This window comes from Streptomyces sp. NPDC001443 (genome assembly GCF_053597355.1).
Map to the genome: position 1 here is coordinate 194,439 of NZ_JBSFIA010000003.1, position 24,200 is coordinate 218,638.

Here is a 24,200-nt window from a genome sequence, read left to right on the forward strand (position 1 = left end):
CGCATCCGTATCGCTACGGAAGAGCACTTCGTTTCGTCTTGCCTGATCTGTCTGATCTGAATCAGCAGCGAAGCTCGCCACCGCAACGGTGCGGTGCTCCCCGCTTTGTGGACGTGCCAAACATCCTTCCCCTGCCCCAGGGCGGGGAGACGCCTCCAGGACGTCCCCATTCCGGGCAGTTCCACCCGTGCCCCGGCGGTCTTTCGTTGCTCGTTGCGAAGGAGCCTGCCCATGTCGATGATCCGCGAACTGCGCGCCGCGGTCCGTCCGTCCCGCGTCTCGCTGCGCAAGGACGGTCTGCACAAGGACGGTCCGCGACTGGACGGCGGTGCCTACGACACCACGCGCGACCCCTCGACGCCGTCCGCCGTGGTCGACTGTGCCGTCTACCGCGACGGGGCCCGCGTCGCCACCGCGAAGCCGCTGACCCCGCACGAGGCGATGCGCCTGGTGCGTCGCGACGGCGGCTTCGTGTGGATCGGTCTGCACGAGCCGACCGAATCCGAATTCGCCGGTATCGCGGGCGAATTCGGACTGCACCCGCTGGCCGTGGAGGACGCCGTGCAGGCGCACCAGCGACCGAAGCTGGAGCGCTACGACGATTCGCTGTTCACCGTGTTCAAGACCATCCACTACGTCGAGCACGACCGGCTCACCGCCAACAGCGAGGTCGTCCAGACCGGTGAGGTCATGTGCTTCACCGGGCGGGACTTCTTCATCACCGTCCGGCACGGCGGCCAGGGCTCGCTGCGCGCGTTGCGCCACCGGCTCCAGGACGACCCGGAGTTGCTCGCGAAGGGCCCCTCGGCCGTGCTGCACGCCATCGCCGACCACGTCGTCGACGGCTACATCGCGGTCGCCGACGCCGTGCAGGACGACATCGACGAGGTGGAGACCGAGGTGTTCTCGCCGGGCCGCAAGGGCAGCCCGCGCGGCACAGACGCCGGCCGGATCTACCAACTCAAGCGCGAGGTGCTGGAGTTCAAGCGCGCGGTGTCGCCGCTGCTGCGGCCCATGCTGCTGCTGAGCGAGCGGCCGATGCGGCTGGTCGACCCGGACATCCAGAAGTACTTCCGGGACGTCGCCGACCACCTCGCCCGGGTCCAGGAGCAGGTCATCGGTTTCGACGAACTGCTCAACTCGATCCTCCAGGCCAACCTGGCGCAGGCCTCGGTCGCGCAGAACGAGGACATGCGGAAGATCACCTCCTGGGCCGCGATCATCGCCGTACCGACGATGGTGTGCGGGGTGTACGGGATGAACTTCGACTACATGCCGGAGCTGCACACGAAGTACGGCTACCCCGTGGTCATGTCGGCGATGGTCGCCCTCTGCGTGGGCATCCACCGCACGCTGAAGCGCAACGGCTGGCTGTGACGGGCCCTGGATAGGCTGGGCCCATGACAAGCGAGTCGCTCGACCAGGCCCTCCTCGACCAGGCCCTCGTCGAGGAGGCCACCAAGAAGTCCGGCCTCATCTGGGTCAGGGGTGCCGGCGCCCCTGCGGCACGCGCGCTGTGGCACGCGTGGCACGAGGGCGCGGCGCACCTCGTGGGGGACGGGCCCGGGGAACAGCCGCTGCCGGGGCTGGCCGACGGGTCCGAGGCCGAGGTCACCGTCCGCAGCAAGGACAAGGGCGGCCGGCTCGTCTCCTGGACGGCCAGGGTCGTCCAGCTCGCGCCGGATTCCGAGGGCTGGGCCGCGGCGGTCGCCGAGCTCAAGGGCAAGCGGCTGAACGCGCCCGACGGCGAGGCCATGACGGAGCGCTGGTCCCGCGAGTGCCGGGTGCTGCGGCTGGAGCCGACGGGGGCGACGGCGCCGCTTCCCGAGGGATCGCTGGCCCAGGCGCCGGTGCCGTCCCCGGCGACCACCCGGCAGCCCGTTCCGGCGGGGCTGCCCCGGCTGCTGCTGAAGAAGCGTGGACGCCGCTAGCGGCTGCGCCGGCCCCCTGCCCGGGGCCGACCGGCGGCAGCCGTCACGGCGCGGGCGACCGCTACGACGTGGGCAACTGCTGTCCGTAGTCCACCGTGTCGCCCTTCGCGGGTTCCTTCACCGCGAAGTCCTTGCCCCAGTCGGAGAAGGCGATCGTGCCCGCGCCGCCCGCGCGCTCCAGGCGCAGCGGGTACGGCTTGCCCTCCAGGGAGACGTCCAGCGTGCCGCCGGACCCCTTGTCGCCGGTGATACGGATCGTGCGCACGCCCGACTGCTCGTGGTGGCCGTCCGTGCCGAGCGCGCCGTGCAGGGTCAGCAGGCCGTCGAGCAGCTCGTCCTTGTCGGTGAAGCCGCTGAACCGCTGGTAGGCGGGGTCGTCCTTGGGCACCTTCACGTACTTGCCGTCGAGCTTGTCGCCGGCCGCCGTGTCCGTACCGCCGCCGTCCTTGCCGTCCTCGTGGCTCCAGAACTCCGCGTTCGCCTTGAGGTAGAGCTGGTCGTCGATCCGCAGCAGATGGAAGGTCGCCCCCTGCGAGGTGACCGAACCGGTCCCGCCGTCGGGCTTCAGGCGCATGTCGAGCGTGTAGGTGCTCCCCCCGGCGACCACGGTCCCCGACAGCCGCACCGCGTCCACGGACTCGGCCGCCGTCCTGGTCCTGCTCTCGATCTGCCCGGCGGACAGCTTGCCCACCCCGTTCGTGCCCGCGTCCGGGTCCGAACTGCACCCGGTCAGTCCCGTGCCGGTCACGACCAGGGCACACAGCGCGCTCACCAGCGCGGCCCGACGGGCACGGCCCTGGGCAATCGCAGTCACAGACGGGGCTGCCTCTCTCACGGGTCCTCGACGCAGTACGGCAGCGTACCGGGGCCGCCCTGGACCGGTGGAGCCAGTCCGTCCGGACCGCTCACCAGGGCGTGGCCGATCGGTACGGGCTAGCCTGAACCCCACCCGAGCGGGCAATTCTGTACAGACATAAACAGATAGACGCAGCCAGACACGGACAGGCGCAGACGGAAGGAGACGGTGGGTGATGGCAGCCGGCTCCCCCCGGATCTTCGTCTCGCACCTCGCCGGCGTTCCCGTCTTCGACCCGAACGGCGACCAGGTGGGACGCGTGCGCGATCTGGTCGTCATACTGCGCGTCGGGCGACGGCCTCCGCGCCTGCTCGGACTGGTCGTGGAACTGTCCACCCGCCGCCGTATCTTCCTGCCCATGACCCGGGTGACCGGCATCGAGTCCGGCCAGGTCATCACCACCGGCGTGCTCAACGTCCGCCGCTTCGAACAGCGCCCCACCGAGCGTCTCGTCTTCGGCGAGCTCCTCGACCGCCGCGTCACGCTGACCGAGACCGACGAGCAGGTCACCGTGCTCGACCTGTCGGTGCGCCAGCTGCCCGCCCGCCGCGACTGGGAGGTCGACCGGATCTTCGTGCGCAAGGGGCGCAAGAGCAGCGCCTTCCGGCGCGACCGGGGCGAGACGCTGACCGTGGAGTGGTCCGCCGTCACCGGCTTCTCCCTGGAGGAGCACGGACAGGGCGCGGAGAGCCTGCTCGCCACCTTCGAGCAGCTGCGCCCCGCCGACCTCGCCAACGTCCTGCACCACCTCTCCGCGAAACGGCGCGCCGAGGTCGCCGCCGCTCTCGACGACGACCGGCTCGCCGACGTCCTGGAGGAGCTCCCGGAGGACGACCAGATCGAGATCCTCGGCAAGCTCAAGGAGGAGCGCGCCGCGGACGTCCTGGAGGCGATGGACCCGGACGACGCGGCCGACCTGCTGTCCGAGCTGCCGGAGCGGGACAAGGAGCGGCTGCTGAGCCTGATGGAGCCCGAGGACGCCGCCGACATGCGGCGCCTGATGTCGTACGAGGAGCACACCGCGGGCGGTCTGATGACCACCGAGCCGATCGTGCTGCGGCCCGACGCCACGGTCGCCGACGCCCTCGCCCGGGTCCGCAACTCCGACCTCTCCCCCGCGCTGGCCGCCCAGGTCTACGTCTGCCGGCCGCCCGACGACACACCGACCGGCAAGTACCTCGGCACGGTCCACTTCCAGCGGCTGCTGCGGGACCCGCCGTACACCCTGGTCAGCGCGATCATCGACGACGATCTGCGCCCCCTCGAACCGGACGCCGAGCTGCCGGTCGTCGCCGGGTTCTTCGCGACGTACGACATGGTCGCGGCGCCGGTCGTCGACGAGTCCGGCTCGCTGCTGGGCGCGGTGACCGTGGACGACGTACTGGACCACATGCTGCCGGAGGACTGGCGGGAGACGGAGTTCCACCTCGACGAGGAAGCGGACGACGAACCAGACGAGGAAGCAGCCGGACATGGCACCTGAGCGCGAGCGCGACACCGTCCGCGAGCGGACGCCCGTGGGCGCCACCGCCGCCACCCGGCCGCGCGCCCGGCTGGACCAGCCGCGCCCGCCCCGGCGCCGGATCCTGCCCGAGTACGACCCGGAGGCCTTCGGGCGGCTGTCGGAGCGGATCGCGCGGTTCCTGGGCACCGGCAGGTTCATCGTCTGGATGACGGTCGTCATCATCCTGTGGGTGGTGTGGAACGTCTCGGCGCCGGACCATCTGCGCTTCGACAGGTACCCGTTCATCTTCCTGACCCTGATGCTGTCCCTCCAGGCCTCCTACGCGGCCCCGCTGATCCTGCTCGCGCAGAACCGGCAGGCCGACCGCGACCGGGTCAACCTGGAGCAGGACCGCAAGCAGAACGAGAGGTCGATCGCCGACACCGAGTACCTCACCCGCGAGATCGCCGCCCTGCGCATCGGTCTGGGCGAGGTGGCCACCCGCGACTGGATCCGCTCCGAGTTGCAGGACGTGACGAAGGAGCTGGAGGAGCGGCGCACGAACGGACACCTCGCATTCCCGGCAGAACGGACGGATCGGCCGCCCGTACGTGACATAGACGACCGTTGACGGGCTTCCCGGGGCCCCGGCCCGGCGCCGTACCATCGTCCTTATGGCTACGGAAGACGCGGTGCGCGAGGCACTGGCGACGGTGAACGACCCCGAGATCAACCGACCCATCACCGAACTGGGGATGGTCAAATCGGTGGAGATCGGCGCGGACGGAGCGGTCGCGGTCACCGTGTACCTGACGGTCTCCGGCTGCCCGATGCGCGACACGATCACGCAGCGCGTGACGGAGGCGGTCTCCCGGGTCGACGGCGTCACGCGCGTCGACGTCACCCTCGACGTGATGAGCGACGAGCAGCGCAAGGAGCTGGCGACCGCCCTGCGCGGCGGCCAGACCGAGCGCGAGGTGCCTTTCGCCAAGCCCGGGAACCTCACCCGGGTGTACGCGGTGGCGTCCGGCAAGGGCGGTGTCGGCAAGTCGTCGGTGACGGTGAACCTGGCGGCCGCGATGGCCGCCGACGGCCTCAAGGTGGGCGTGGTCGACGCCGACATCTACGGCCACTCGGTACCGCGCATGCTGGGCGCCGACGGCCGCCCCACCCAGGTCGAGAACATGATCATGCCGCCGTCGGCGAACGGCGTGAAGGTCATCTCGATCGGCATGTTCACCCCGGGCAACGCCCCGGTCGTCTGGCGTGGCCCGATGCTGCACCGCGCGCTCCAGCAGTTCCTGGCGGACGTCTACTGGGGCGACCTGGACGTGCTGCTGCTCGACCTGCCGCCGGGCACGGGCGACATCGCCATCTCGGTGGCGCAGCTGGTCCCGAACGCGGAGATCCTGGTCGTCACCACGCCCCAGCAGGCGGCCGCGGAGGTCGCCGAGCGCGCGGGCTCCATCGCCGTGCAGACCCACCAGAAGATCGTCGGCGTGGTCGAGAACATGTCCGGCCTGCCGTGTCCGCACTGCGGCGAGATGGTCGACGTCTTCGGCACCGGCGGCGGCCAGACGGTCGCCGACGGCCTCACCCGGACGACCGGCGCCACCGTCCCGGTCCTCGGCAACATCCCGATCGACGTCCGGCTGCGCGAGGGCGGCGACGAGGGCAAGCCGGTGGTCCTCACCGACCCCGACTCCCCGGCCGGCTCGGCCCTGCGCGCGATCGCGGGCAAGCTGGGCGGGCGCCAGCGCGGCCTGTCCGGGCTGTCCCTGGGCATCACGCCGAGGAACAAGTTCTAGAGCCGGTACGGCGAAGGGGGGCTGTCCCGAGCGGGACAGCCCCCCTTCGCCGTGCTGACATGCTGCCGTACTGCCGCCCTGCCGCGCCTCGGCTAGGCGTACGTCGTGATGTCCTTGATCATGGCGAAGCCCAGGCCGTACGCGCTCATGCCCCGGCCGTACGCCCCCACGTGGACGCCCGTCTCGGTCGAGCCGGCCAGGACCCAGCCGAACTCGGACTCCCGGTAGTGGAACGACGTCGGCACACCGTCGACCGGCAGGGACAGCGTCGACCAGTCCGGCCCGGAGAGGTCGTCGGCCAGCACCCACGCCGTCTCGGTCTGCTGGTCCAGCCAGGAGTCGCGCAGGCTGTGGTCCATCTGGCCGGGCCAGGTGAAGGACAGCAGCCCCACGCCGGCGAGCCAGGCCGCGGAGGACACCGAGGTGGCCTCCAGCACGCCGGTGCCGTCGGGGCTGTGCCGCACCGGGTTGGCGGCGACGGTGACCACGACCGCGAAGCGCTCCCGGTCCTCCGTCGACTCGTGGCGGACGGACGGCTCCTCACCGTGTCCGATCGACCCGTGCTCGACGGCGCCGTCGGCCGCCGCACCGACCTGCATCAGCCAGCGCGGCCCCGTGAAGGCCTCGTCGAGGCCGTACCAGGGAAAGGTCGCCGGCAGGTAGCCGTCGACCGTGCGCCAGGCGGCGGGGGCCTGCTGTCCACCCTCCGTGGCCGGCGCCTGCGCGACCGTCCCACTTGTCGTCTCCATGTGCCCGGACGCCTCCTCGCTCTCGTCGGATCCGGGCGGCCCGCCCCCCTACGGGCGTACTCGTCCGGTCCGCGCAACAACTCGGCAGCATATCCACCTTGCCGGGGGCAGCCGGGAAACCGCGGGGCGCGCGAGGCGCTCCGGGGTCCCGTTCGGGCCCTGCGGGGCCCTGGCGGCATATGAAACGCGTCACGTACACCGGGTGGTGTACGTGACGCGTCGGAGGTTCTGCGGCCCGGATACGGCGCTCAGGTGGCGTCCGCGTCGAACGGCGGGTGCTCCTCGTGGGCGCCGGGGGCCTCGGGCTTCTTCGTCATGTCGATCCGGCCGCCCGTGGAACCGGCGGACGGGGACGACGGGGAGGCCGAGGAGGAGCTGTCGGTGCTGTGCACCGCGTCCGTGACCTCGGCCATCTCCTTCTTCAGATCGAAGCCGTTGCGGATCTCCTTGATCCCCAGCTCGTCGTTGTCCAGATGCTTGCGGATGAAGGTCTTGGGGTTGAGATCCTCGAACTCGAAGTCCTTGAACTCGGGGCCCAGTTCCTGCCGGATGTCCTGCTTGGCGCTCTCCGAGAAGTCGCGGATCTTCCGGACCGTGCGCATCACGTCCTGGATGACCTTCGGAAGCTTGTCCGGACCGAAGACGAGCACGGCGAGGACAACGAGCGTGATCAGCTCGAGCGGTCCTATGTCATTGAACACCTGAAGCTCCTTGCGATGTCCTCAGTCCTCGACCCTCTGCGGTCATATGTGGTCGTCCGTGGTCCGAGCCGGGTCCACGGTACCCGTCCCACCTGTCCGACCGGTACCGTCCCGGGGTGTTCCGGTGTGTGTAATCGCCCGGTTTTCGGCAGGGTCGCCCGGCCGGACCGGGGCCGGGGCCCCGACCTGTGAGGTTTCTGTCGATCATGGCCCCGGTCCGGTCGACGGGCGGATCAGTCGCCGCCCGCGGAGCCGAGCACGAGCACAACCTTCCGCTTCAGGCCGTCGCGATCGACGGTCAGCTCCAGCCGGTCGCCCGGCCGGTGGGCGCGGGTCCTGACGATCAGCTCCTCGCCGGAGTGGATGCGCCGGCCGTCGACCTCGGTGATGACGTCGCCCGCCCGCAGGCCGGCCCGGGCGCCGGGGCCGCCCGCGGTGACCGGGGAACTGCCGCCGTCGCTCGCGGTGTTGATGCGGGCGCCGTCCCCGTTGTAGTCCATGTCGAGGGTGACGCCTATGACCGGGTGGGTCACCTTGCCGGTGTTGATCAGTTCCTCGGCGACGCGCTTGCCCTGGTTGATGGGTATGGCGAAGCCGAGGCCGATCGAACCGGCCTGGCCGGTCCCGGAGTCCGAGCCGCCGTCGGCGGACTGGATGGCGGAGTTGATGCCGATGACCCGGGCCCGGGAGTCGAGGAGGGGGCCGCCGGAGTTGCCGGGGTTGATGGGCGCGTCGGTCTGGAGGGCGTCGACGTAGGAGACGTCGCTGCCGTCCGCCTCGCCGCCCGCGGTGATGGGCCGCTCCTTGGCGCTGATGATCCCGGAGGTGACCGTGCCCTCCAGGTCGAAGGGGGCGCCGATGGCGACGACGGGATCGCCGACCCGGACGCCGTCGGAGTTGCCGAGCGGGATGGGCTTGAGACCGCTGACGCCGGACACCTTCACCACGGCGAGGTCGTAACCGCTGTCGTGTCCGACCACCTCGGCGTCGGCGGACTCGCCGCCGTTGAAGACCACGGTTATCCGGCCGCTCTTGCCCGCGGGCGCCACGACGTGGTTGTTGGTGAGGATGTGGCCCCGGGTGTCGAGCACGAAGCCGGTGCCGGTGGCCTGTTCGTCGGTGCCGCTCACATGCAGGGTGACGACGCCGGGCAGCGCCTGCGCGGCGATGCCCGCGACGCTGTCCGGAGCCCGCCCGGACGGCTCGGCACCGGCCTGCGGCAGCCTCACGTCCCCCAGCAGGCCCTCACGCTCCAGATACGTGCCCACGACGCCGCCGACACCGCCCGCGACGAGGGCGAGCAGCACGCCACCGACGAGGCCGCGCCGTACCCGTCCGCGCCGGTGCGGCGCGCCTGGCACGGCGGCACCGCTCAGTTGGAGGGGAGCCGCGGCGACGGGCTGGGCGGACGCCCAGGGGTCGTAGCGCCGCCAGGGGTCGGCCGGGGGCCCGGCGTCGGCGAAACGGTCCTCCGGGAGGGCCTCGGCGGGCGCGTGCGCGCCCTGCGGCGGCGCCCCGGCGTCCCGGCCCGTGGACGACCCCGTCGGCCCGGGAGCACCCGGCAGGTGCGGGCCGACCGGCTGCGACGGGACGTGCGGCGCGTACGACGCCTGCGGGTCGAACTGGGCAGCCTGCGGGGCGGGTTGCCCGGACACGTCGGCACCGGGCGTGCTCCCGCCCGGCGGGGGAACGGCCTGCGTGGGAACGCCCGACGCGGGCGCGGTCCGCGCGGGGCCGGTCGGCACAGGGCCGAGCGGCGCGGTCTGCGCGGGGGCGGCCGACAGCGGGGCGGGCGGCGCTGCCTGCATGGGGGCGGCCGACAGCGGGGCGGGCGGCGCGGTCTGCGCGGGGGCGGGCGGCGGCGTGCCGTGCGCGGCGGCCACTGCGGGGTGCTGGACCGGCGGGGCGGGCGCCCAGGGGCCGGGTTCGCCGTACGGCGGAGTGCTGTAGGGGTCGGGATCATGCAGCGGCTTGGGCTTGCCGAAGGCCCCGGACTCGGGTGCGGGAACAGGCGCAGGCCCGGAAACGGGCGCGGCGACGGGCGCCTCGGCAGGGGCGGACGCGGCGGCAGGGGCGGACGCGGCGGGCTCGGGGGCGGATACGGGTTCGGCCCCGGGGAGGAGCGCAGCGGCCGGTCCGTCCCCGGACTCGGCCCAAGCACCGGTCACGGCTTCGGTCCCGCCGGACGACATGCCCCCGGCGTCGGTCCCGACCCCGGCCCCGACGCCGGTCACGAACTCGGCCCCGACGCCGTCCCCGGACCCGGCCCCGCCGGACGACATGCCCGCGCCGGAAGCCTCGGCCCCGCCGGACGACACGCCCTCGGAAGCAGGCGCAAGCCCGGAAGCAGGCGCAAGCCCGGAAGCAGGTTCCGGTGCCGATGTGGATGTCGGTGAGGGCTCGGGGGGCGGTGTCGGTGCCGGGCGTTCCAGGACGAAGTCGCCCTCGTGCGGATCGCCGTCGGTGGCATCGGCACCGTGCTGCGGCTCCGCCTCCCCCGGCTCCCCCGGCGTGGAGCCGTCCTGCGGCCGAGGCCGCCCCCACCACTTCGCCTTCGTGGGCTTCCCCTCGTTCATGCTCTCCCCACAGCCGGACGCGGCACGGCGCGTCGGCAGCCGCGGCACGTCGAATCCCACCCCGCGCCCGGCTGCGTGCCGTGGGCGCGGCCCACCCTGGATTCAACCAGGTTCGCAGGCCGCCGTGCAGCGGCCGGGGCCTGCGGGACGGCTGGTCAGCGGGTCGACGCGGAGGCGGAAGGGGTGGCGGACGGGGAGGGGACGGGTGCGGCGAGCAGACCGGGTGCGGTGGCCTCGGGGGCCGAGGACCACGCCGTGAGGGCGATCGGTGTGGCCGCGGTGAGCGGACGTATCAACGGGGACATGGCGGCGACACCGGCCACCACCGGTGTGGTGAGCGCGTGCACGACGTCCTCGCCGACGCCGGGCGACTGCGCCCCGGGCAGCAGCGGCGCCGCCGACCCGGTCGGGGCGAGCGGGGTCTGCCCGGACGCCCCCGTCCGGCCCTGCCCGATGAGCGGTCCGTACCCGCGGCGTCGCTGGCCCTCGGAGACGCCCGTGGCCGACGTGCCCGGGCTGCGGGCCGGAGTGACGTTGCTGCCGCTGCCGGAGCCGCCGCGGGCCTCCGCGGCCGTACCGCCTGGCGTGCCGGTGGTGACGCCGCCGAGCGCCACCGCGGCGAGCGACACCGCACCGGCGGCGACGAACGCGAACCGCAGCCCGCGCGAGGCGGACCGCTCGGCTTCGCCACGGCCCACCGGATGGATGCGGAAGCCGCGGTCGGGTGAGGTGGGCGGCAGCACGGAACCGTGATCGCCGGAGGGGACGAAGTCGAAGTCGAACGGGTCCTCGCGCCTGACGCCGAAGACCCCGGCCCGGCCGGCGAATCCCCCGGAGGCACGGCCGGCGAAGCCGCCGAAGCCGCCCCCGCCGAGCGGCGGGGAACCGTCGCCGGGGTCGCCGCCGGGGAGTCCCTGGAGCCGGGCCAGGAAACTCTCGGAGGGGGGCGGCGGGGCCACTTCCGCGAAGACGTTCTTCAGCCGGCGCTGGGCGTCGACCTCGGACTTGCACTTCGGGCAGGTCGCCACGTGCGCCAGCACGCGCTCGCGCGCGTCATGACCGAGCTCTCCGTCCACCAGGGCGGAGAGTCGGTCTCCCAGGTGCTGCTCGGCCAGGAGCCGTTCGGTGGGGATGGGTCGTGATCCACTCACGCGGTCGCGCCCCCTCCCCCCAGAGCGGGCACCCGGGCGATGAAGGAACGACGCTCGGCGCGCGCCTGGGGCGAACGGTGCGCCAGGGCCTTGCGCAGCTGGGAGCGGCCGCGGTGGATCCGCGAGCGGACCGTGCCGAGCTTGACGCCGAGGGTCGCGGCGATCTCCTCGTACGACAGTCCTTCGATGTCGCACAGGACGACCGCGGCACGGAACTCGGGCGCGAGGGTGTCGAGGGCCTGCTGGACGTCCGCGTCGAAGTGCGCGTCGTTGAAGACCTGTTGCGGGGACGGTTCGCGGCTGGGCAGGCGCTCCGCCGCGTCCTCGCCGAGGGCGTCGAAGCGGATGCGCTGCTTGCGGCGGACCATGTCCAGGAAGAGGTTCGTGGTGATGCGGTGCAGCCAGCCCTCGAACGTGCCCGGCGAGTACGTGGACAGCGAGCGGAAGACGCGGACGAAGACCTCCTGGGTGAGGTCCTCGGCGTCGTGCTGGTTGCCGGTGAGGCGGTAGGCGAGCCGGTACACCCGGCCGCTGTGCATGCTGACGATCTCCTCCCAGGTGGGCGGAGTCCACGCCTGCCCGTCCGCGTCGGTGGAGAAAGTCGCGGTCTGGGTCGTGTCAGCGGCATGGCTGGGGTCAGCAGCGGTGTCGTTCACGGATTTCGGCCCGCCCGACGATCCGAGGAAGCGCCTCAGCACTCCCCCCCGATCCACAGGCTCAGCCGCACCTCCCCTGTCGGCTCTGGTGGTGTCCAGTGGAGCCCCTACCATAGCCACCTCGCCCGTTAGCTCCGGATAAGCGGTTTTACAAGAATTTGATCTGGGTCGGCACGGCTCGTGCGGCCGCGTCAGCACTTGCCCTTCGACCTGCTTCTCGCCCGGTCCTTCGTCGTGATCCAACCGTGTCCCCCCGCCCGTCTTCGCCACCTCTATAAACGCCCGGTCCCATCTGCGGGTTCCCGGCGGCAACGGATACAGTCACGCCCAGGCAACCACGGGACAGGAGAGGGTCATCACCGGCAACCGGCAGACGAGCTGGGCGTTCGCCGACGCCTATGTCGCCGAGGACGAAGCACTGCGCTGGGCCCGTGACCGGGCCCGCGAGGCGGGGCTGCGCTCGGTGTCGCCCGGCACGGGCGCCGCGCTGCGGTTGCTGGCGGCCTCGGTGGACGCGAAGGCGGTCGCGGAGATCGGCACCGGGACGGGGGTCTCGGGCATCCACCTGCTGCACGGGATGCGGCCGGACGGCGTGCTGACCACCGTGGACCCCGAACCGGAGCACCAGCAGTTCGCCCGGCACGCCTTCCGCGCGTCGGGCTTCGCCAGCAACCGGGCCCGTTTCATCCCCGGCCGCGCGCTGGACGTCCTGCCCCGGCTGGCGGACGCGGGCTACGACCTCGTCTTCTGCGACGGCGACCGGCTGGAGTTCCTCGACTACCTAGCTGAATCGTTGCGCCTGCTGCGCTCCGGGGGTCTGGTCGTCTTCGAGGGCGTGTTCGCCAACGGCCGCACGGTCGACTCCGGGCCGCAGCCCACGGAGGTCATACGGATCCGGGAGCTGCTGCGCGGAGTGCGCGAGATCCCGGAACTGGTGCCTTCGCTGCTCCCTGTGGGTGACGGACTGCTGTGCGCGGTCAAGCGCTGACGTCCGCCCGCCCCACCACACACCCCAGCGGCACCCGCAGCACCCGCCGACCACGCACCGGCCGAGGACCCGCCTGCCGGCCACGGACCCGCCGACGACGGACCTGCCGACACGATGCAGCCGCCCCGGCACCGAAGCGGCACCGGGGCGGCTGAAAGAGTACGGTCGCTTTCGCGCTCAGCCGACGACCTTCTTGAGGGCGTCGCCCAGCGCGTCGGCCTCGTCAGGGGTCAGCTCGACGACGAGTCGACCGCCGCCTTCGAGCGGAACGCGCATGACGATGCCCCGCCCCTCCTTGGTCACCTCGAGCGGGCCATCACCCGTTCGCGGCTTCATGGCCGCCATGCTCGTTCCCCTTCCTGAAACCAGCTCATCGTCAAAGCCGACGGCCCCTGGGAGGGCACGCGCAATCCTCAGCGTGGGACGCACGACACCGGCATCGAACACATTGCTTCCAGGCCATTATCCCGCATCTCAGGACCCGATGACCAACATCAGTCGGCATCGCTTGGGCAACGCGCGCGAGCAAAACCACCCAATTCGGCGATGTGACTGCGATACTGCTCCGCTGCACGGACGCCGCGCGACCGGAAACCTGTCGGAATTTCTTTGACGCAGGTCACACGGACGCTCCGGCGCATGGCCGGTGATCTCCGCCATGCTGTCCTTCGGACACCTGACGTACCGGCCGGTACGTCCTCACAGCGACACATCCGGAGGGGTTCCGCCATGGCCGACACCGTGCTCTACGAGGTGAGCGACGGGCTCGCGACGATCACTCTGAACCGCCCCGAGGCGATGAACGCGCTGAACGTCGAGGCCAAGGTCGCCCTCCGCGACGCGGTCGAGGCGGCGGCCGCGGACGGCGCCGTACGGGCCGTACTGCTGACCGCGGCCGGCGACCGGGCCTTCTGCGTGGGCCAGGATCTGAAGGAGCACATCGGGCTGCTGATCGCCGACCGGGAGACCGGCTCGGACCGGACCATGAGCACGGTCAGGGAGCACTACAACCCGATCGTGCGGGCCCTGGCCGGGGCGCCGAAGCCGGTGGTCGCCGCGGTGAACGGGGTCGCCGCCGGGGCCGGCTTCGGCTTCGCGCTGGCCGCGGACTACCGGATCGTGGCGGACACGGCCGCGTTCAACACCTCGTTCGCGGGCGTCGCGCTGACCGCGGACTCGGGCGTCTCGTGGACCCTGCCGCGGGTGGTCGGGCCGGGCCGCGCCGCCGACCTGCTGCTCTTCCCGCGCGGCATCAAGGCGCAGGAGGCGTACGAGCTGGGGATCGCGAACCGGATCGTGCCGGCGGCCGAACTGCGCGCCGAGGCGGAGAAGGTGGCGCGGGCGCTGGCCGAGGGACCGACGGTGGCCTACGCGGCGCTCAAGGAGGCCGTCGCCTACGGGCTGACGCACTCGCTGGACGAGACCCTGGAGAAGGAGGACGAGCTCCAGACGCGGGCCGGGTCCTCGGAGGACCACGCGATCGCGGTCAAGGCGTTCGTCGACAAGGAGAAGCCGAAGTACCTGGGCCGCTGAGCCAGTCCGGGTCCGGCTCCGGGCTCCCGTCCGGCTCCGGGGCCGCCCGGCGGCGGAAGGCGGGCGCGCCCGGTCACGGACGCGTCCGGCCCCGTTGGGCGGGCGCGCTCAGCCGCGGCGTGCGGCGCAGTCCGCCAGATGGTCGTCGACCAGTCCGCACGCCTGCATGAGCGCGTACGCCGTCGTCGGCCCGACGAAGCGCAGCCCGCGCTTCTTCAGGGCCTTCGACAGGGCCGTGGACTCCGGGGTGACCGCCGGGACGTCCGCGAGGCCCCTCGGGGCCGGGCGGGTGGACCGGTCGGGGGCGTGCGACCAGATCAGCTCGTCCAGCTCGCCGGGGGCCCAGTCGGCGAGGACGCGCGCGTTGGCGATCGTGGCGTCGACCTTGGCGCGGTTGCGGATGATGCCGGTGTCGGCGAGGAGGCGTTCGCGGTCGGTGTCGGTGAAGCCCGCGACCTTGGCGATCACGAACCCGTCGAAGGCGGCCCGGAACCCCGGGCGGCGGCGCAGGATGGTGATCCAGGACAGGCCGGACTGGAAGGCCTCCAGGCTGAGCCGTTCGAAGAGTTCGTCGTCGCCGTGGACCGGGCGGCCCCACTCCTCGTCGTGGTAGGCCACGTAGTCGGGGGTGGACAGGGCCCAGGGGCAGCGCAGCAGGCCGTCCGGGCCCGCGACCGCGTCGCTCACCTGTGGTCCTCCTCGGGCTTGTCCATGGAGACGCGGGGGCCGGACTGGGCGCCGGCCAGCGCGGACTCCAGGTCGGCGATCCGCGCGTCGCGCTCGGCGAGTTCGGCGCCGAGGCGGTTGAGGACGTCGTCCACGTCGGACATGCGGTAGCCGCGGGCGGCCAGCGGGAAGCGCAGGCTGTCGATGTCGGCCCGGTCGACCGGGCGCTGCGGGGGCAGCGGGTCGTGCAGCCGCTCGGGCGCGGCCTCCGGCAGCGGGCCGGTGCCCTCGCCGCCGCCCACGACGGCCAGGGTCACCGCGGCGACCACCACGGCCAGCGCGACCACCAGGAACAAGAACATAACCATCGCTGGGTCCCCATGCTCGGTGTGCTCGGTGTCGAAAGTGTCAGGGTCCGATCGTGCCATGCGAATCTGACGGTTAGGGTCGCAGGCGGCCGAAGACCAGGACGTACTAGGAGAGGTCACAGGGGATGCTCAGGCTGGGCAGGCGTGAATTCGACGCGCACGAGCCGGTGATCATGGCGATCGTGAACCGGACCCCGGACTCCTTCTACGACCAGGGGGCGACCTTCCGGGACGAACCCGCCCTCGCGCGCGTGGAGCAGGCCGTGGCGGACGGCGCGGCGATCATCGACATCGGCGGGGTGAAGGCCGGGCCGGGCGAGGAGGTGACGGCCGAGGAGGAGGCGCGGCGGACCGTCGGCTTCGTGGCCGAGGTGCGGCGCCGTTTCCCGGACGTCGTGATCAGCGTGGACACCTGGCGGGCCGAGGTCGGGGAGGCGGTCTGCGAGGCGGGCGCGGATCTGCTGAACGACGCGTGGGGCGGGGTGGACCCGGGGCTCGCGGAGGTCGCCGCGCGGTACGGGGCGGGGCTGGTGTGCACGCACGCGGGCGGCGCGCAGCCGCGGACCCGGCCGCACCGGGTGACGTACGACGACGTCATGGCCGACATCCTGCGGGTGACGGTGGGGCTGGCCGAGCGTGCGGTGGCACTGGGGGTGCCGCGGGAGTCCGTACTGATCGATCCGGGGCACGACTTCGGGAAGAACACCCGGCACAGTCTCGAGGCCACCCGGCGGCTCGGGGAGATGGTCTCGACGGGGTGGCCGGTGCTGGTGTCGCTGTCCAACAAGGACTTCGTCGGGGAGACGCTGGACAAGCCCGTGAAGGAACGGGTGCTGGGCACGCTGGCGACGACGGCCGTGTCGGCGTGGCTGGGCGCGCAGGTGTACCGGGTGCACGAGGTGGCCGAGACCCGGCAGGTGCTGGACATGGTGGCGTCGATCGCGGGCCTGCGGGAGCCGGCGGTGGCCCGGCGCGGCCTGGCCTGACCGGCCCCGGGCCGCGCCCGGCGGACGGCCGGGCCCCTTGCGGACGACAGGCCCCGGCGGACGGTCCGGTCACCGGCTGACGGGCGGCCTCGACAGGCGGGCGGACCTCGGCGAACGGTCAGGACCCGACGGGCGGCCCCGGCGGGCGGTCGAATCGCCCGCCGGGGCCGCCTACGCGGGTCCGGTCTCAGTGGCGGCCCGCCTCCTTGGAGACCAGGGCGACCGCCTCGTCCACGTCGTCCGTGACGTGGAAGAGGTTGAGGTCCTGCTCGGACGCCTTGCCCTGGGCGATCAGGGTGTGCTTGAGCCAGTCGACCAGGCCGCCCCAGTAGGTGCTGCCGAACAGGACGATGGGGAAGCGGGTGACCTTCTGGGTCTGGACGAGGGTCAGGGCCTCGAAGAGCTCGTCCAGGGTGCCGAGACCGCCGGGCAGGACGACGAAGCCCTGCGCGTACTTCACGAACATCATCTTCCGGACGAAGAAGTAACGGAAGTTCAGTCCGATGTCGACGTAGGGGTTGAGCCCCTCCTCGAACGGCAGCTCGATGCCGAGGCCGACCGAGACACCGCCCGCCTCGGACGCGCCCTTGTTCGCCGCCTCCATCGCGCCGGGGCCGCCGCCGGTGATGACCGCGAAGCCCGCGTCCACCAGGCCGCGGCCCAGCCGCACGCCCGCGTCGTACTCCAGACTGTTGCGCGGTGTGCGGGCCGAGCCGAACACGCTGATCGCGGGCGGAAGTTCGGCGAGCGTGCCGAAGCCCTCGATGAACTCCGACTGGATGCGCAGCACCCGCCACGGGTCGGTGTGGACCCAGTCCGACGGGCCGCCCGCGTCGAGGAGCCGCTGGTCCGTCGTGCTCGCCGTCACCTGGCTCCGCCTTCGGAGGACGGGTCCCAGGCGTTGTTCCTCCGGTGGCTGCTTCTTGCCCTCGGGGTTCCCGGTAGCCATGTGCGCTCCCTCCGCGGTCGGGACATCCCCCGCTCCGGCGCGACCGGAGTCGGGGGACAGGTCTTTCCACCTCAGCCTAGATCTACGCGGGTTACGTACGGGGGACGTCCGCATGTCCTGCGTGGAGCGGCGGCCCCTCAGTCCGTCAGCCAGGCGCGCAGCCGCTCCTCGCCCGCCAGGATCTTGCCGATCTCCACCCGTTCGTCCCGCTTGTGCGCCAAGTGCGGGTTCCCGGGGCCGTAGTTCACCGCCGGGACGCCGAGCGCCGAGAAGCGGGAGACGTCCGTCCAGCCGAACTTGGGCTGCGGGGTGCCGCCCACCGCCTCGATGAAGGCCGCCGCGGCCGGGTGGGACAGACCGGGCAGCGCGGCGCCGCTGTGGTCGTCGATCACGAACTCCGCCACCCCGCAGTCCGCGAACACCTCGCGGACGTGGGCGACGGCCTCCTCCTCGCTGCGGTCGGGCGCGTAGCGGAAGTTGACCGTGACGACGCACTCGTCGGGGATGACGTTCCCGGCCACTCCGCCCGAGACGCCCACCGCGTTCAGGCCCTCCCGGTACTCCAGTCCGTCGATCACCGGCCGGCGCGGCTCGTAGGAGGCGAGCCGGGCCAGGATCGGGGCGGCCGCGTGGATCGCGTTGGAGCCCATCCAGCCGCGTGCCGAGTGGGCGCGCTCGCCCGTCGTCCTCAGCAGGACCCGCAGGGTGCCCTGGCAGCCGCCCTCCACCTGGCCGTCGGACGGCTCCAGGAGCACCGCGAAGTCGCCCTCCAGCCACTGCGGGCGGTTCTCGGCGATGTGCTTGAGGCCGTTGAGCTCGGCGGCGACCTCCTCGTTGTCGTAGAAGACGAAGGTCAGGTCGCGGTTCGGGGACGGGACCGTGGCGGCGATGCGCAGCTGGACCGCGACGCCGGACTTCATGTCGCAGGTGCCGCACCCCCACAGCACGCCGTCCTCGTCGAGGCGGGAGGGGACGTTCCCGGCGATCGGCACCGTGTCGATGTGGCCCGCCAGCACGACCCGCTCCGAACGCCCCAGGAAGGTACGGGCGATCACGTTGTTGCCGTACCGCTCCACCGTCAGGTGCGGCAGGGTGCGCAGCGTGGTCTCGATCGCGTCCGCGAGGGGCTTCTCGGTGCCGCTCTCGGACCGGAAGTCCACGAGCTGCGCGGTGAGCCGGGCGGCGTCCGACGTGAGGTCAAGCGGGGTATCGGCCATGGCGCCGACCCTAGCGCGCCGGCCCCTCGCCCCACTGTCCACACCCGGCGCGGCGGCCACGGGGGTCTCCGCTACCTTGTACGAGTGCCAGAGCCGTCCCCCACCTCCCCCAAGCGCCGCGGCCGCCTCCTCCGTTTCGGAGCGGCCGTCGTCGTCCTGTGCGCGGTCGCCGGTTATCTCGCGGTCCAGTACCTCACCGGCGGCGCCGGCGGCCCCGGCTGCCGGGTCGTCTCGGGCCAGGGCGACCCCGCGGTCTACGAGTTCACCCCCGAGCAGGCGGTCAACGCGGCGACGATCTCGGCGGTCGGCACCGACCGCGGACTGCCCGAGCGGGCCGTGACCATCGCGCTCGCGACCGCGCTCCAGGAGTCGGGCCTGCGCAACATCCAGCACGGCGACCGCGATTCGCTGGGCCTGTTCCAGCAGCGGCCGTCGCAGGGGTGGGGCACCGAGCAGCAGATCATGGACCCGACGTACGCGGCGGGCGTCTTCTACGAGCACCTGGTCAAGGTCTCCGACTACGAGGAACTCCCGCTCACCGTGGCCGCGCAGCGGGTGCAGCGCAGCGGCTACCCGGAGGCGTACGCCAAGCACGAGTCGGACGCCGCGCTGCTCGCCGCCGCCCTCACCGGGCGTACGGCGGCCACCCTGACCTGCGACGGCCGCCAGACGGCCGCGACCGCCGCCACGGCCGCGGGGCCGAGCGCGGTCCGCACGGCGCTGGTGAGGGACTTCGGGCGCGAGGCGTTGCAGGAGGCCGGTGCGGAGGTCGACGGCAGGAGCGGTGGCGGCAAGCACGGCGGCGGCAAGTCGGCGTCGGTACCCGTGCCCGAGGTGAGCGCCGCGGCCGACGGGCGGACCGTGACGGTGCCCGTGCCGAGCGGGACGCGCGACCCGGCGGGGCGCAGCACCGACGAGCGCGGCTGGCAGATCGCGCACTGGGCGGTGGCCAACGCCTCCGCGCTGCACATCTCGCGCATCTCCTACGCCGGTCGGGAGTGGACCGCCGGGACGACCGACAGCCGGTGGCGCGCGGCCAGGACGACGGACTCCGGCACGACGGAGCAGACGGATCAGGCGGCCGGGGACTCGATCCGGATCGTCACCGCGCCGCAGTAACGGTCGGGCAGGCGGCCGGCCGGGCCACCGCGCAGCAGTACGGGGCTTCACCCGCGCGGGTTGCGTGGGGCGGCCGGGGACGGACGGGTCCCCGGGTCCGCGCGCCGGCCCGCCCCGATACGCCGGATCCCTTGCGGCCCAAGGGCCCCGGGGTTCCGCCGAGTTGCGGGCCGTGCGATCTTTGCCCGATTTTATCCGTACCCGATAATGCGATGCATTGCGAATTCTTTGCGCGGGGCGTCCGCAACCTTCACGGGCTTCGAGCGGTAGTCAGGGGGACCGAGCCCGGACGATCAATCCCGATCAACTAACGGGTCCGGTCGGACACTTCCCTGTTCTCTCCCTCGAAGGAGCATCATGTCCCTGCCTCTGACCCGCCGGATCGCCCGTGTCGCGCTGCTGGTCGCAGCGGGAGCGGCCGCCGGGGTCGGCGCGGCCGGCTCCGCGAGTGCGGCCGCCGAACTGCCGGCCACCCCGAACCTGGGCGGACTCACCTCCCTGGACGGCGCGAACCTCGGCACCACGGTCGACGGCGCGGCACGCAACGTCGCCGCACTCACGAACGAGACCGGCGGCAAGGCCGCCAAGAAGGCCCCGCCGGCCGCGGGCAGGACCGGTGGCAAGGCCGCCAAGAAGGCGACGCCCGCGGCACGCAAGGGCGCGGGCGCCGGCGGGGGCGTCCTCGGGCAGGCGGCGTCGGCGGCCACGAAGGGCGGGCTGCCGACGGACGCCCTCACCAAGGGCGGGCTGCCGCTGAAGGGGCTGCCGCTGGGCGGCTGAGCCGACAGGACACGGCGACGGGGTCCGGGGGAAACCCGGACCCCGTCGCCGTGTCCTGTCCGCGCGCCGGGCCGCAGGGGCGCGCCGGCGATCAGCGCGCCAGGCGCTCCACCGCGGCCCGTACCCGCTCGTCCGTCGCCGTGAGCGCCACCCGGACGAACCGTTCGCCCGCGGTGCCGTAGAAGTCCCCGGGGGCGACCAGGACGCCGAGGTCGGCCAGCCGGGACACGGTGGTCCAGCAGGACTCGTCCCGGGTGGCCCACAGGTAGAGGCTCGCCTCGCTGTGCTCGATCCGGAAGCCGTTGCCCAGCAGCGCGTCACGCAGCAGCGTGCGCCGCGACGCGTACCGTTCACGCTGCTCACGGACGTGGGCGTCGTCGCCGAGCGCCGCCACCACGGCCGCCTGCGTCGGCGCCGACGTCATCATGCCGCCGTGCTTGCGGATCTCCAGCAGCGGGCCGAGGACGGCCGGGTCGCCGGCCAGGAAGGCCGCGCGGTAGCCGGCCAGGTTGGACCGCTTGGACAGCGAGTGGACCGAGACGATGCCCTCGTACGAGCCGCCGTTGACGTCCGGGTGCAGGACCGAGACCGGCTCGGCCTCCCAGCCCAGCTCGATGTAGCACTCGTCGGAGAAGACCAGGACGCCGTGCTCGCGGGCCCAGGCGACGATCCGGGTGAGCTCCGCCTTGTCCAGCACCCGGCCGGTCGGGTTGGACGGCGAGTTGAGCCAGAGCAGCTTCAGGCCGGCCGGGTCCAGGTCGGTCGGGTCGTCGTAGACCTCGTGGTCCGCGCGGGCCAGCCGGGCGCCGACCTCGTAGGTCGGGTAGGCCAGGCGCGGGTACGCCACCCGGTCGCCGGGGCCCAGGCCCAGCTGGGTGGGGAGCCAGGCGACCAGTTCCTTGGAGCCGACGATCGGCAGGACGTGCCGGTGGGTGACCCCACGGGCGCCCAGGCGGCGCTCCAGCCAGCCCGTGAGCGCGTCCCGCAGCTCGGGGGTGCCCCAGACCGTCGGATAGCCCGGCGAGTCCGCGGCGGCGACCAGAGCCTTCTGGATCAGTTCGGGGACCGGGTCGACCGGGGTGCCGACGGACAGGTCGACGATGCCGTCCGGATGCGCGGCGGCCGTCTTCTTGTACGGCTCCAGCTTGTCCCAGGGGAACGTGGGCAGCCGGTCGGAGACTGAGGACACGGGAATCTCGCTCACTTTCTCGAACGCACGGCCCTCGCGAACGGCAGACGCCTCGGCCCCGTACGGCGTGATCGGGCGGCGATCAGGCCGTACGGAACCGAGGCGGCACGGTGTTGCGGGCCGCTTGCGGTGTTACTCGGCCTGCGGCGGCAGCGCGGCGACGAAGGGGTGGTCGCGCTCGATCAGGCCCAGCTTGCTGGCGCCGCCGGGAGAGCCGAGCTCGTCGAAGAACTCGACGTTCGCCTTGTAGTAGTCCTTCCACTCCTCCGGAGTGTCGTCCTCGTAGAAGATCGCCTCGACCGGGCAGACCGGCTCACAGGCGCCGCAGTCGACGCATTCGTCCGGGTGGATGTACAAGGACCGCTGGCCCTCGTAGATGCAGTCGACCGGGCACTCTTCGATGCAGGCCTTGTCCTTCACGTCGACACAAGGCTGCGCGATGACGTAGGTCACGCTGTCGTTCCTCCTCGATAGGGCGCTGGCGGGCCTCTGCAGGCTCCGCCGCCTGGCGCGCGGGAGCGCGGCGTCGTCGATGCCCGCCCCTAGTATCTCCGTTCTTGGGCACGATCCGAACAGGAGGGGTGGACCGACCTGTGGAAATCTCGGCCGCCGGTCGTCTGGAGGTCCGCATCACCACCGCTGACGTGGGCAAACGCGTCTCGGTGCGACGATTGAGCGACCCCGGCGAGACCGGAGGGAAATTCACCGACACGGTCGGCGTTCTCACATCATGGGACGACGCTGTGGTCGTGATCACACGACGGGACGGCGAAGTCGTACGGATCCCGCGGTCCGCGCTGGTCGCGGGGAAGGTGGTGCCCGCCGCACCGGCACGGCGCCGGGGCCCGGCCGCGTCCTACGAGGAGCTCGCCCAGGTCGCCGCACGCGCCTGGCGGCCGCTGGAAAGCGCGCGGCTGGGCGGGTGGGAGCTGCGGGCCGCCGCCGGGTTCACCCGGCGGGCGAATTCGGTGCTGCCGCTCGGCGACCCGGGCCTCCCGCTCGACGAGGCGCTCACCGAGGTACGACGCTGGTACGAGGAGCGCGGCCTGCCCGCGTACGTCCAGACCGCGACCGGCGGCGAGGGCACGGAGGAACCGCTGTGCGCGGAGCTGGAGCGGCGCGGATGGGTGCGCGAGGTGAGCGCCGAGGTCTGGGCCGGGGCGCTCGCGCCGCTCGCCGACGTGGGCGAGCCGTCCGGGGTGGTGCTGTCCCGGACGGCCGGTGAGGCGTGGCTGGCGCGCTATCAGCGCAAGGGAGTGAGCGAGGTGGCCCTGACGGTGCTGGCGAGCGGGCCCTCGGTGTGGTTCGCGACCGTGCCCGGCGAGCGGGCGGAGGAGCCGCCCGCCGCGATCGGGCGGTGTGTCGTCGACGGGCGGTGGGCCGGGTTCGCCGCCGTCGAGGTCGACCCGGCGCAGCGGCGGCGCGGGCTGGCCACCGCCGTGATGGCCGCGCTGGCCCGGCGGGCCCTCGACGAGGGCGCCTCCGCGGCCTGGCTCCAGGTGGAGACGGACAACGCCGGTGCGCGGGCGCTGTACGAGCGGCTGGGCTTCGCCGCGCATCACGCCTACCACCACTACCGGGCGCCGGCCGGGTCCGACGACGGCCGGTACGGATCGCCGTGAGCGGGCACGAGCCTGCCATGCGCCATCCGTTCCCCCCGCCGCCCGAACGCTCGGCCGCGCTGCGCCTGCGGTTCGCCGAGGAGGCCCGCTGCGAGAAGCCGGACCTGTCGGCGCTGTGTCTGCTGCTGGGCGCGGTGGCCGACGGCGCGCTCGACGAGGCGGGCATGGACGCGGCGCAGATGGAGCTGGACCGGCTGGCGGGGGAGCTGCCGTTCCGGCCGGGCGGGCCCGCGGCCTGGGCCCGTGCGCTGCGCGCGGTGCTCGGGGAGCGCTGCGGGTTCCACGGCTCGCCGGGCGACTACCAGTGGCTCGGCTCGTCGTTGCTGCACGAGGTGCTGCGCAGGCGGCGCGGGCTGCCGATCCTGCTGTCCGTGGTGTGGATGGAGGTCGCGCGCCGGGCGGGCGCGCCGGTGTACGGGGTCGCGCTGCCGGGGCACTTCGTCGTCGGGTTCGGGCCGCAGGACGAACAGGTGCTGGCGGACCCGTTCGGCGGGGGGCGGTTGCTCAGCGGGGCCGATGCCGAGCTGCTCGTGGTGGGGGCCACGGGGGCGCGGCTGACGCCGTCGATGCTGACGCCGGCGGACCCGCTGGAGGTGGTGACGCGGATCCTGAACAACGTCCGGGCGTGGGCCTCGGCCCGGCCCGAACGGTCGGACGTGGCGCTGTGGGCGGTGGAGCTGGCGCTGCTGCTGCCCGCGCATCCGGCGCGGCTGCGGTACGAGCGGGCGCAGGTCCTGGTGCAGCGGGGGGACTTCGTGGCCGGGGCCGCGGAGATGGAGGTGTACGCGGACCTGGTGGACGTGGTGGACGCGTCCCTGGCGGAGAAGGTGCGCGGCCAGGCGACGGCGGCCCGCGCCCGCCTGAACTGACCCCCGGCCTCCCGCCGCTGCCCTGCCCCTCCCCTGCCGTCA

General features: G+C 72.8%; 25 protein-coding genes. 12 read left to right on the plus strand and 13 right to left on the minus strand.

What is annotated here, in order from left to right; translation table 11 throughout:
- Positions 1-231 precede the first annotated feature (231 nt).
- Together ACWC24_RS05840 and ACWC24_RS05845 are read left to right on the plus strand one after the other, a co-directional pair.
- Positions 232-1,377 carry a magnesium and cobalt transport protein CorA gene (locus tag ACWC24_RS05840; protein ID WP_450661574.1) on the plus strand — a complete coding sequence of 382 codons (1,146 nt, stop codon included), beginning with the start codon at positions 232-234 and terminating at the stop codon, positions 1,375-1,377.
- A 23-nt stretch (positions 1,378-1,400) separates the two neighbouring features.
- Positions 1,401-1,931 carry a hypothetical protein gene (locus ACWC24_RS05845; protein ID WP_450661575.1) on the plus strand — a complete coding sequence of 177 codons (531 nt, stop codon included), beginning with the start codon at positions 1,401-1,403 and terminating at the stop codon, positions 1,929-1,931.
- A gap of 61 nt (positions 1,932-1,992) precedes the next feature.
- On the opposite strand, the gene ACWC24_RS05850 is transcribed toward ACWC24_RS05845, so the two are convergent.
- Positions 1,993-2,745, minus strand: coding sequence for a hypothetical protein (locus ACWC24_RS05850; protein WP_450661576.1), 753 nt, complete (start codon positions 2,743-2,745; stop codon positions 1,993-1,995).
- Between the two features lie 217 nt (positions 2,746-2,962).
- Here ACWC24_RS05850 and ACWC24_RS05855 point away from each other — a divergent pair, with 217 nt between their 5' ends.
- From ACWC24_RS05855 to ACWC24_RS05865, 3 genes are read left to right on the plus strand one after another with little or no spacing between them, the layout of a single operon-like run.
- A complete protein-coding gene (locus tag ACWC24_RS05855; RefSeq protein WP_450661577.1) occupies positions 2,963-4,270 on the plus strand; it encodes a magnesium transporter MgtE N-terminal domain-containing protein in 1,308 nt (435 codons plus the stop codon).
- On the plus strand, positions 4,260-4,862 hold the full coding sequence (locus tag ACWC24_RS05860) for a DUF1003 domain-containing protein (RefSeq protein ID WP_450661578.1): 603 nt from the start codon (positions 4,260-4,262) through the stop codon (positions 4,860-4,862). Before ACWC24_RS05855 ends, ACWC24_RS05860 begins: the two co-directional genes overlap by 11 nt.
- A gap of 43 nt (positions 4,863-4,905) precedes the next feature.
- On the plus strand, positions 4,906-6,039 hold the full coding sequence (locus tag ACWC24_RS05865) for an Mrp/NBP35 family ATP-binding protein (protein WP_152894649.1): 1,134 nt from the start codon (positions 4,906-4,908) through the stop codon (positions 6,037-6,039).
- A 92-nt stretch (positions 6,040-6,131) separates the two neighbouring features.
- Here ACWC24_RS05865 and ACWC24_RS05870 read toward each other — a convergent pair whose 3' ends face one another.
- The 5 genes from ACWC24_RS05870 to sigE all read right to left on the minus strand — a co-directional run bounded on the left by ACWC24_RS05870 (position 6,132) and on the right by sigE (position 11,914).
- Positions 6,132-6,788, minus strand: coding sequence for a hypothetical protein (locus ACWC24_RS05870; RefSeq protein ID WP_450661579.1), 657 nt, complete (start codon positions 6,786-6,788; stop codon positions 6,132-6,134).
- 248 nt (positions 6,789-7,036) lie between these two features.
- Positions 7,037-7,489, minus strand: a complete 453-nt coding sequence (locus ACWC24_RS05875; protein WP_450661580.1) for a sec-independent translocase — start codon at positions 7,487-7,489, stop codon at positions 7,037-7,039.
- 233 nt (positions 7,490-7,722) lie between these two features.
- Positions 7,723-10,065 carry a trypsin-like peptidase domain-containing protein gene (locus ACWC24_RS05880; protein ID WP_450661581.1) on the minus strand — a complete coding sequence of 781 codons (2,343 nt, stop codon included), beginning with the start codon at positions 10,063-10,065 and terminating at the stop codon, positions 7,723-7,725.
- Positions 10,066-10,220: 155 nt separating this feature from the next.
- Positions 10,221-11,216 (minus strand): anti-sigma factor family protein, encoded by a 996-nt coding sequence (locus ACWC24_RS05885; protein ID WP_450661582.1) that lies wholly within the window; start codon positions 11,214-11,216, stop codon positions 10,221-10,223.
- Positions 11,213-11,914 carry an RNA polymerase sigma factor SigE gene (sigE, locus tag ACWC24_RS05890; protein WP_450661583.1) on the minus strand — a complete coding sequence of 234 codons (702 nt, stop codon included), beginning with the start codon at positions 11,912-11,914 and terminating at the stop codon, positions 11,213-11,215. Before sigE ends, ACWC24_RS05885 begins: the two co-directional genes overlap by 4 nt.
- Before the next feature lie 250 nt (positions 11,915-12,164).
- Between sigE and ACWC24_RS05895 the strand changes: the two genes are divergently transcribed.
- Entirely contained in the window at positions 12,165-12,860 is a 696-nt protein-coding gene (locus tag ACWC24_RS05895) for an O-methyltransferase (protein WP_450661737.1), read from the plus strand.
- A 177-nt stretch (positions 12,861-13,037) separates the two neighbouring features.
- Here the strand turns inward: ACWC24_RS05895 and ACWC24_RS05900 are convergent, their stop codons facing one another.
- Positions 13,038-13,205, minus strand: a complete 168-nt coding sequence (locus ACWC24_RS05900; protein WP_003966491.1) for a DUF3117 domain-containing protein — start codon at positions 13,203-13,205, stop codon at positions 13,038-13,040.
- A 384-nt stretch (positions 13,206-13,589) separates the two neighbouring features.
- Here ACWC24_RS05900 and chcB point away from each other — a divergent pair, with 384 nt between their 5' ends.
- A complete protein-coding gene (gene chcB, locus ACWC24_RS05905; RefSeq protein ID WP_450661584.1) occupies positions 13,590-14,393 on the plus strand; it encodes a 2-cyclohexenylcarbonyl CoA isomerase in 804 nt (267 codons plus the stop codon).
- Between the two features lie 108 nt (positions 14,394-14,501).
- Here the strand turns inward: chcB and ACWC24_RS05910 are convergent, their stop codons facing one another.
- Together ACWC24_RS05910 and ACWC24_RS05915 are read right to left on the minus strand one after the other, a co-directional pair.
- Complete coding sequence (locus ACWC24_RS05910; RefSeq protein ID WP_450661585.1) at positions 14,502-15,080, minus strand: DNA-3-methyladenine glycosylase I; 579 nt, start codon at positions 15,078-15,080, stop codon at positions 14,502-14,504.
- On the minus strand, positions 15,077-15,421 hold the full coding sequence (locus ACWC24_RS05915; RefSeq protein ID WP_450661738.1) for a DivIVA domain-containing protein: 345 nt from the start codon (positions 15,419-15,421) through the stop codon (positions 15,077-15,079). The genes ACWC24_RS05910 and ACWC24_RS05915 overlap by 4 nt, the downstream gene beginning before the upstream one ends.
- A gap of 131 nt (positions 15,422-15,552) precedes the next feature.
- On the opposite strand from ACWC24_RS05915, the gene folP reads away from it, so the two are divergent.
- Complete coding sequence (gene folP, locus ACWC24_RS05920) at positions 15,553-16,413, plus strand: dihydropteroate synthase (RefSeq protein ID WP_450661586.1); 861 nt, start codon at positions 15,553-15,555, stop codon at positions 16,411-16,413.
- A 187-nt stretch (positions 16,414-16,600) separates the two neighbouring features.
- Here the strand turns inward: folP and ACWC24_RS05925 are convergent, their stop codons facing one another.
- Positions 16,601-17,362 (minus strand): LOG family protein, encoded by a 762-nt coding sequence (locus ACWC24_RS05925; RefSeq protein WP_450661587.1) that lies wholly within the window; start codon positions 17,360-17,362, stop codon positions 16,601-16,603.
- 137 nt (positions 17,363-17,499) lie between these two features.
- On the minus strand, positions 17,500-18,579 hold the full coding sequence (gene dapE, locus ACWC24_RS05930; protein ID WP_450661588.1) for a succinyl-diaminopimelate desuccinylase: 1,080 nt from the start codon (positions 18,577-18,579) through the stop codon (positions 17,500-17,502).
- A gap of 84 nt (positions 18,580-18,663) precedes the next feature.
- Between dapE and ACWC24_RS05935 the strand changes: the two genes are divergently transcribed.
- Both ACWC24_RS05935 and ACWC24_RS05940 read left to right on the plus strand, forming a co-directional pair.
- Entirely contained in the window at positions 18,664-19,698 is a 1,035-nt protein-coding gene (locus tag ACWC24_RS05935; protein WP_450661589.1) for a heavy metal transporter, read from the plus strand.
- Positions 19,699-20,055: 357 nt separating this feature from the next.
- On the plus strand, positions 20,056-20,478 hold the full coding sequence (locus ACWC24_RS05940; protein ID WP_450661590.1) for an ATP-binding protein: 423 nt from the start codon (positions 20,056-20,058) through the stop codon (positions 20,476-20,478).
- A gap of 91 nt (positions 20,479-20,569) precedes the next feature.
- On the opposite strand, the gene ACWC24_RS05945 is transcribed toward ACWC24_RS05940, so the two are convergent.
- The gene (locus ACWC24_RS05945; RefSeq protein WP_450661591.1) at positions 20,570-21,667 is read right to left on the minus strand and encodes a bifunctional succinyldiaminopimelate transaminase/glutamate-prephenate aminotransferase; all 1,098 of its coding nucleotides are present in this window, start codon (positions 21,665-21,667) and stop codon (positions 20,570-20,572) included.
- Positions 21,668-21,799: 132 nt separating this feature from the next.
- Positions 21,800-22,120 carry a ferredoxin gene (fdxA, locus tag ACWC24_RS05950; RefSeq protein ID WP_007495984.1) on the minus strand — a complete coding sequence of 107 codons (321 nt, stop codon included), beginning with the start codon at positions 22,118-22,120 and terminating at the stop codon, positions 21,800-21,802.
- Positions 22,121-22,260: 140 nt separating this feature from the next.
- Here fdxA and ACWC24_RS05955 point away from each other — a divergent pair, with 140 nt between their 5' ends.
- Together ACWC24_RS05955 and ACWC24_RS05960 are read left to right on the plus strand one after the other, a co-directional pair.
- Positions 22,261-23,289: a GNAT family N-acetyltransferase gene (locus ACWC24_RS05955; protein ID WP_450661739.1), complete on the plus strand. Its 1,029-nt coding sequence runs from the start codon at positions 22,261-22,263 to the stop codon at positions 23,287-23,289.
- Positions 23,290-23,306: 17 nt separating this feature from the next.
- A complete protein-coding gene (locus tag ACWC24_RS05960; protein ID WP_450661592.1) occupies positions 23,307-24,158 on the plus strand; it encodes a transglutaminase family protein in 852 nt (283 codons plus the stop codon).
- Positions 24,159-24,200 lie beyond the last annotated feature (42 nt).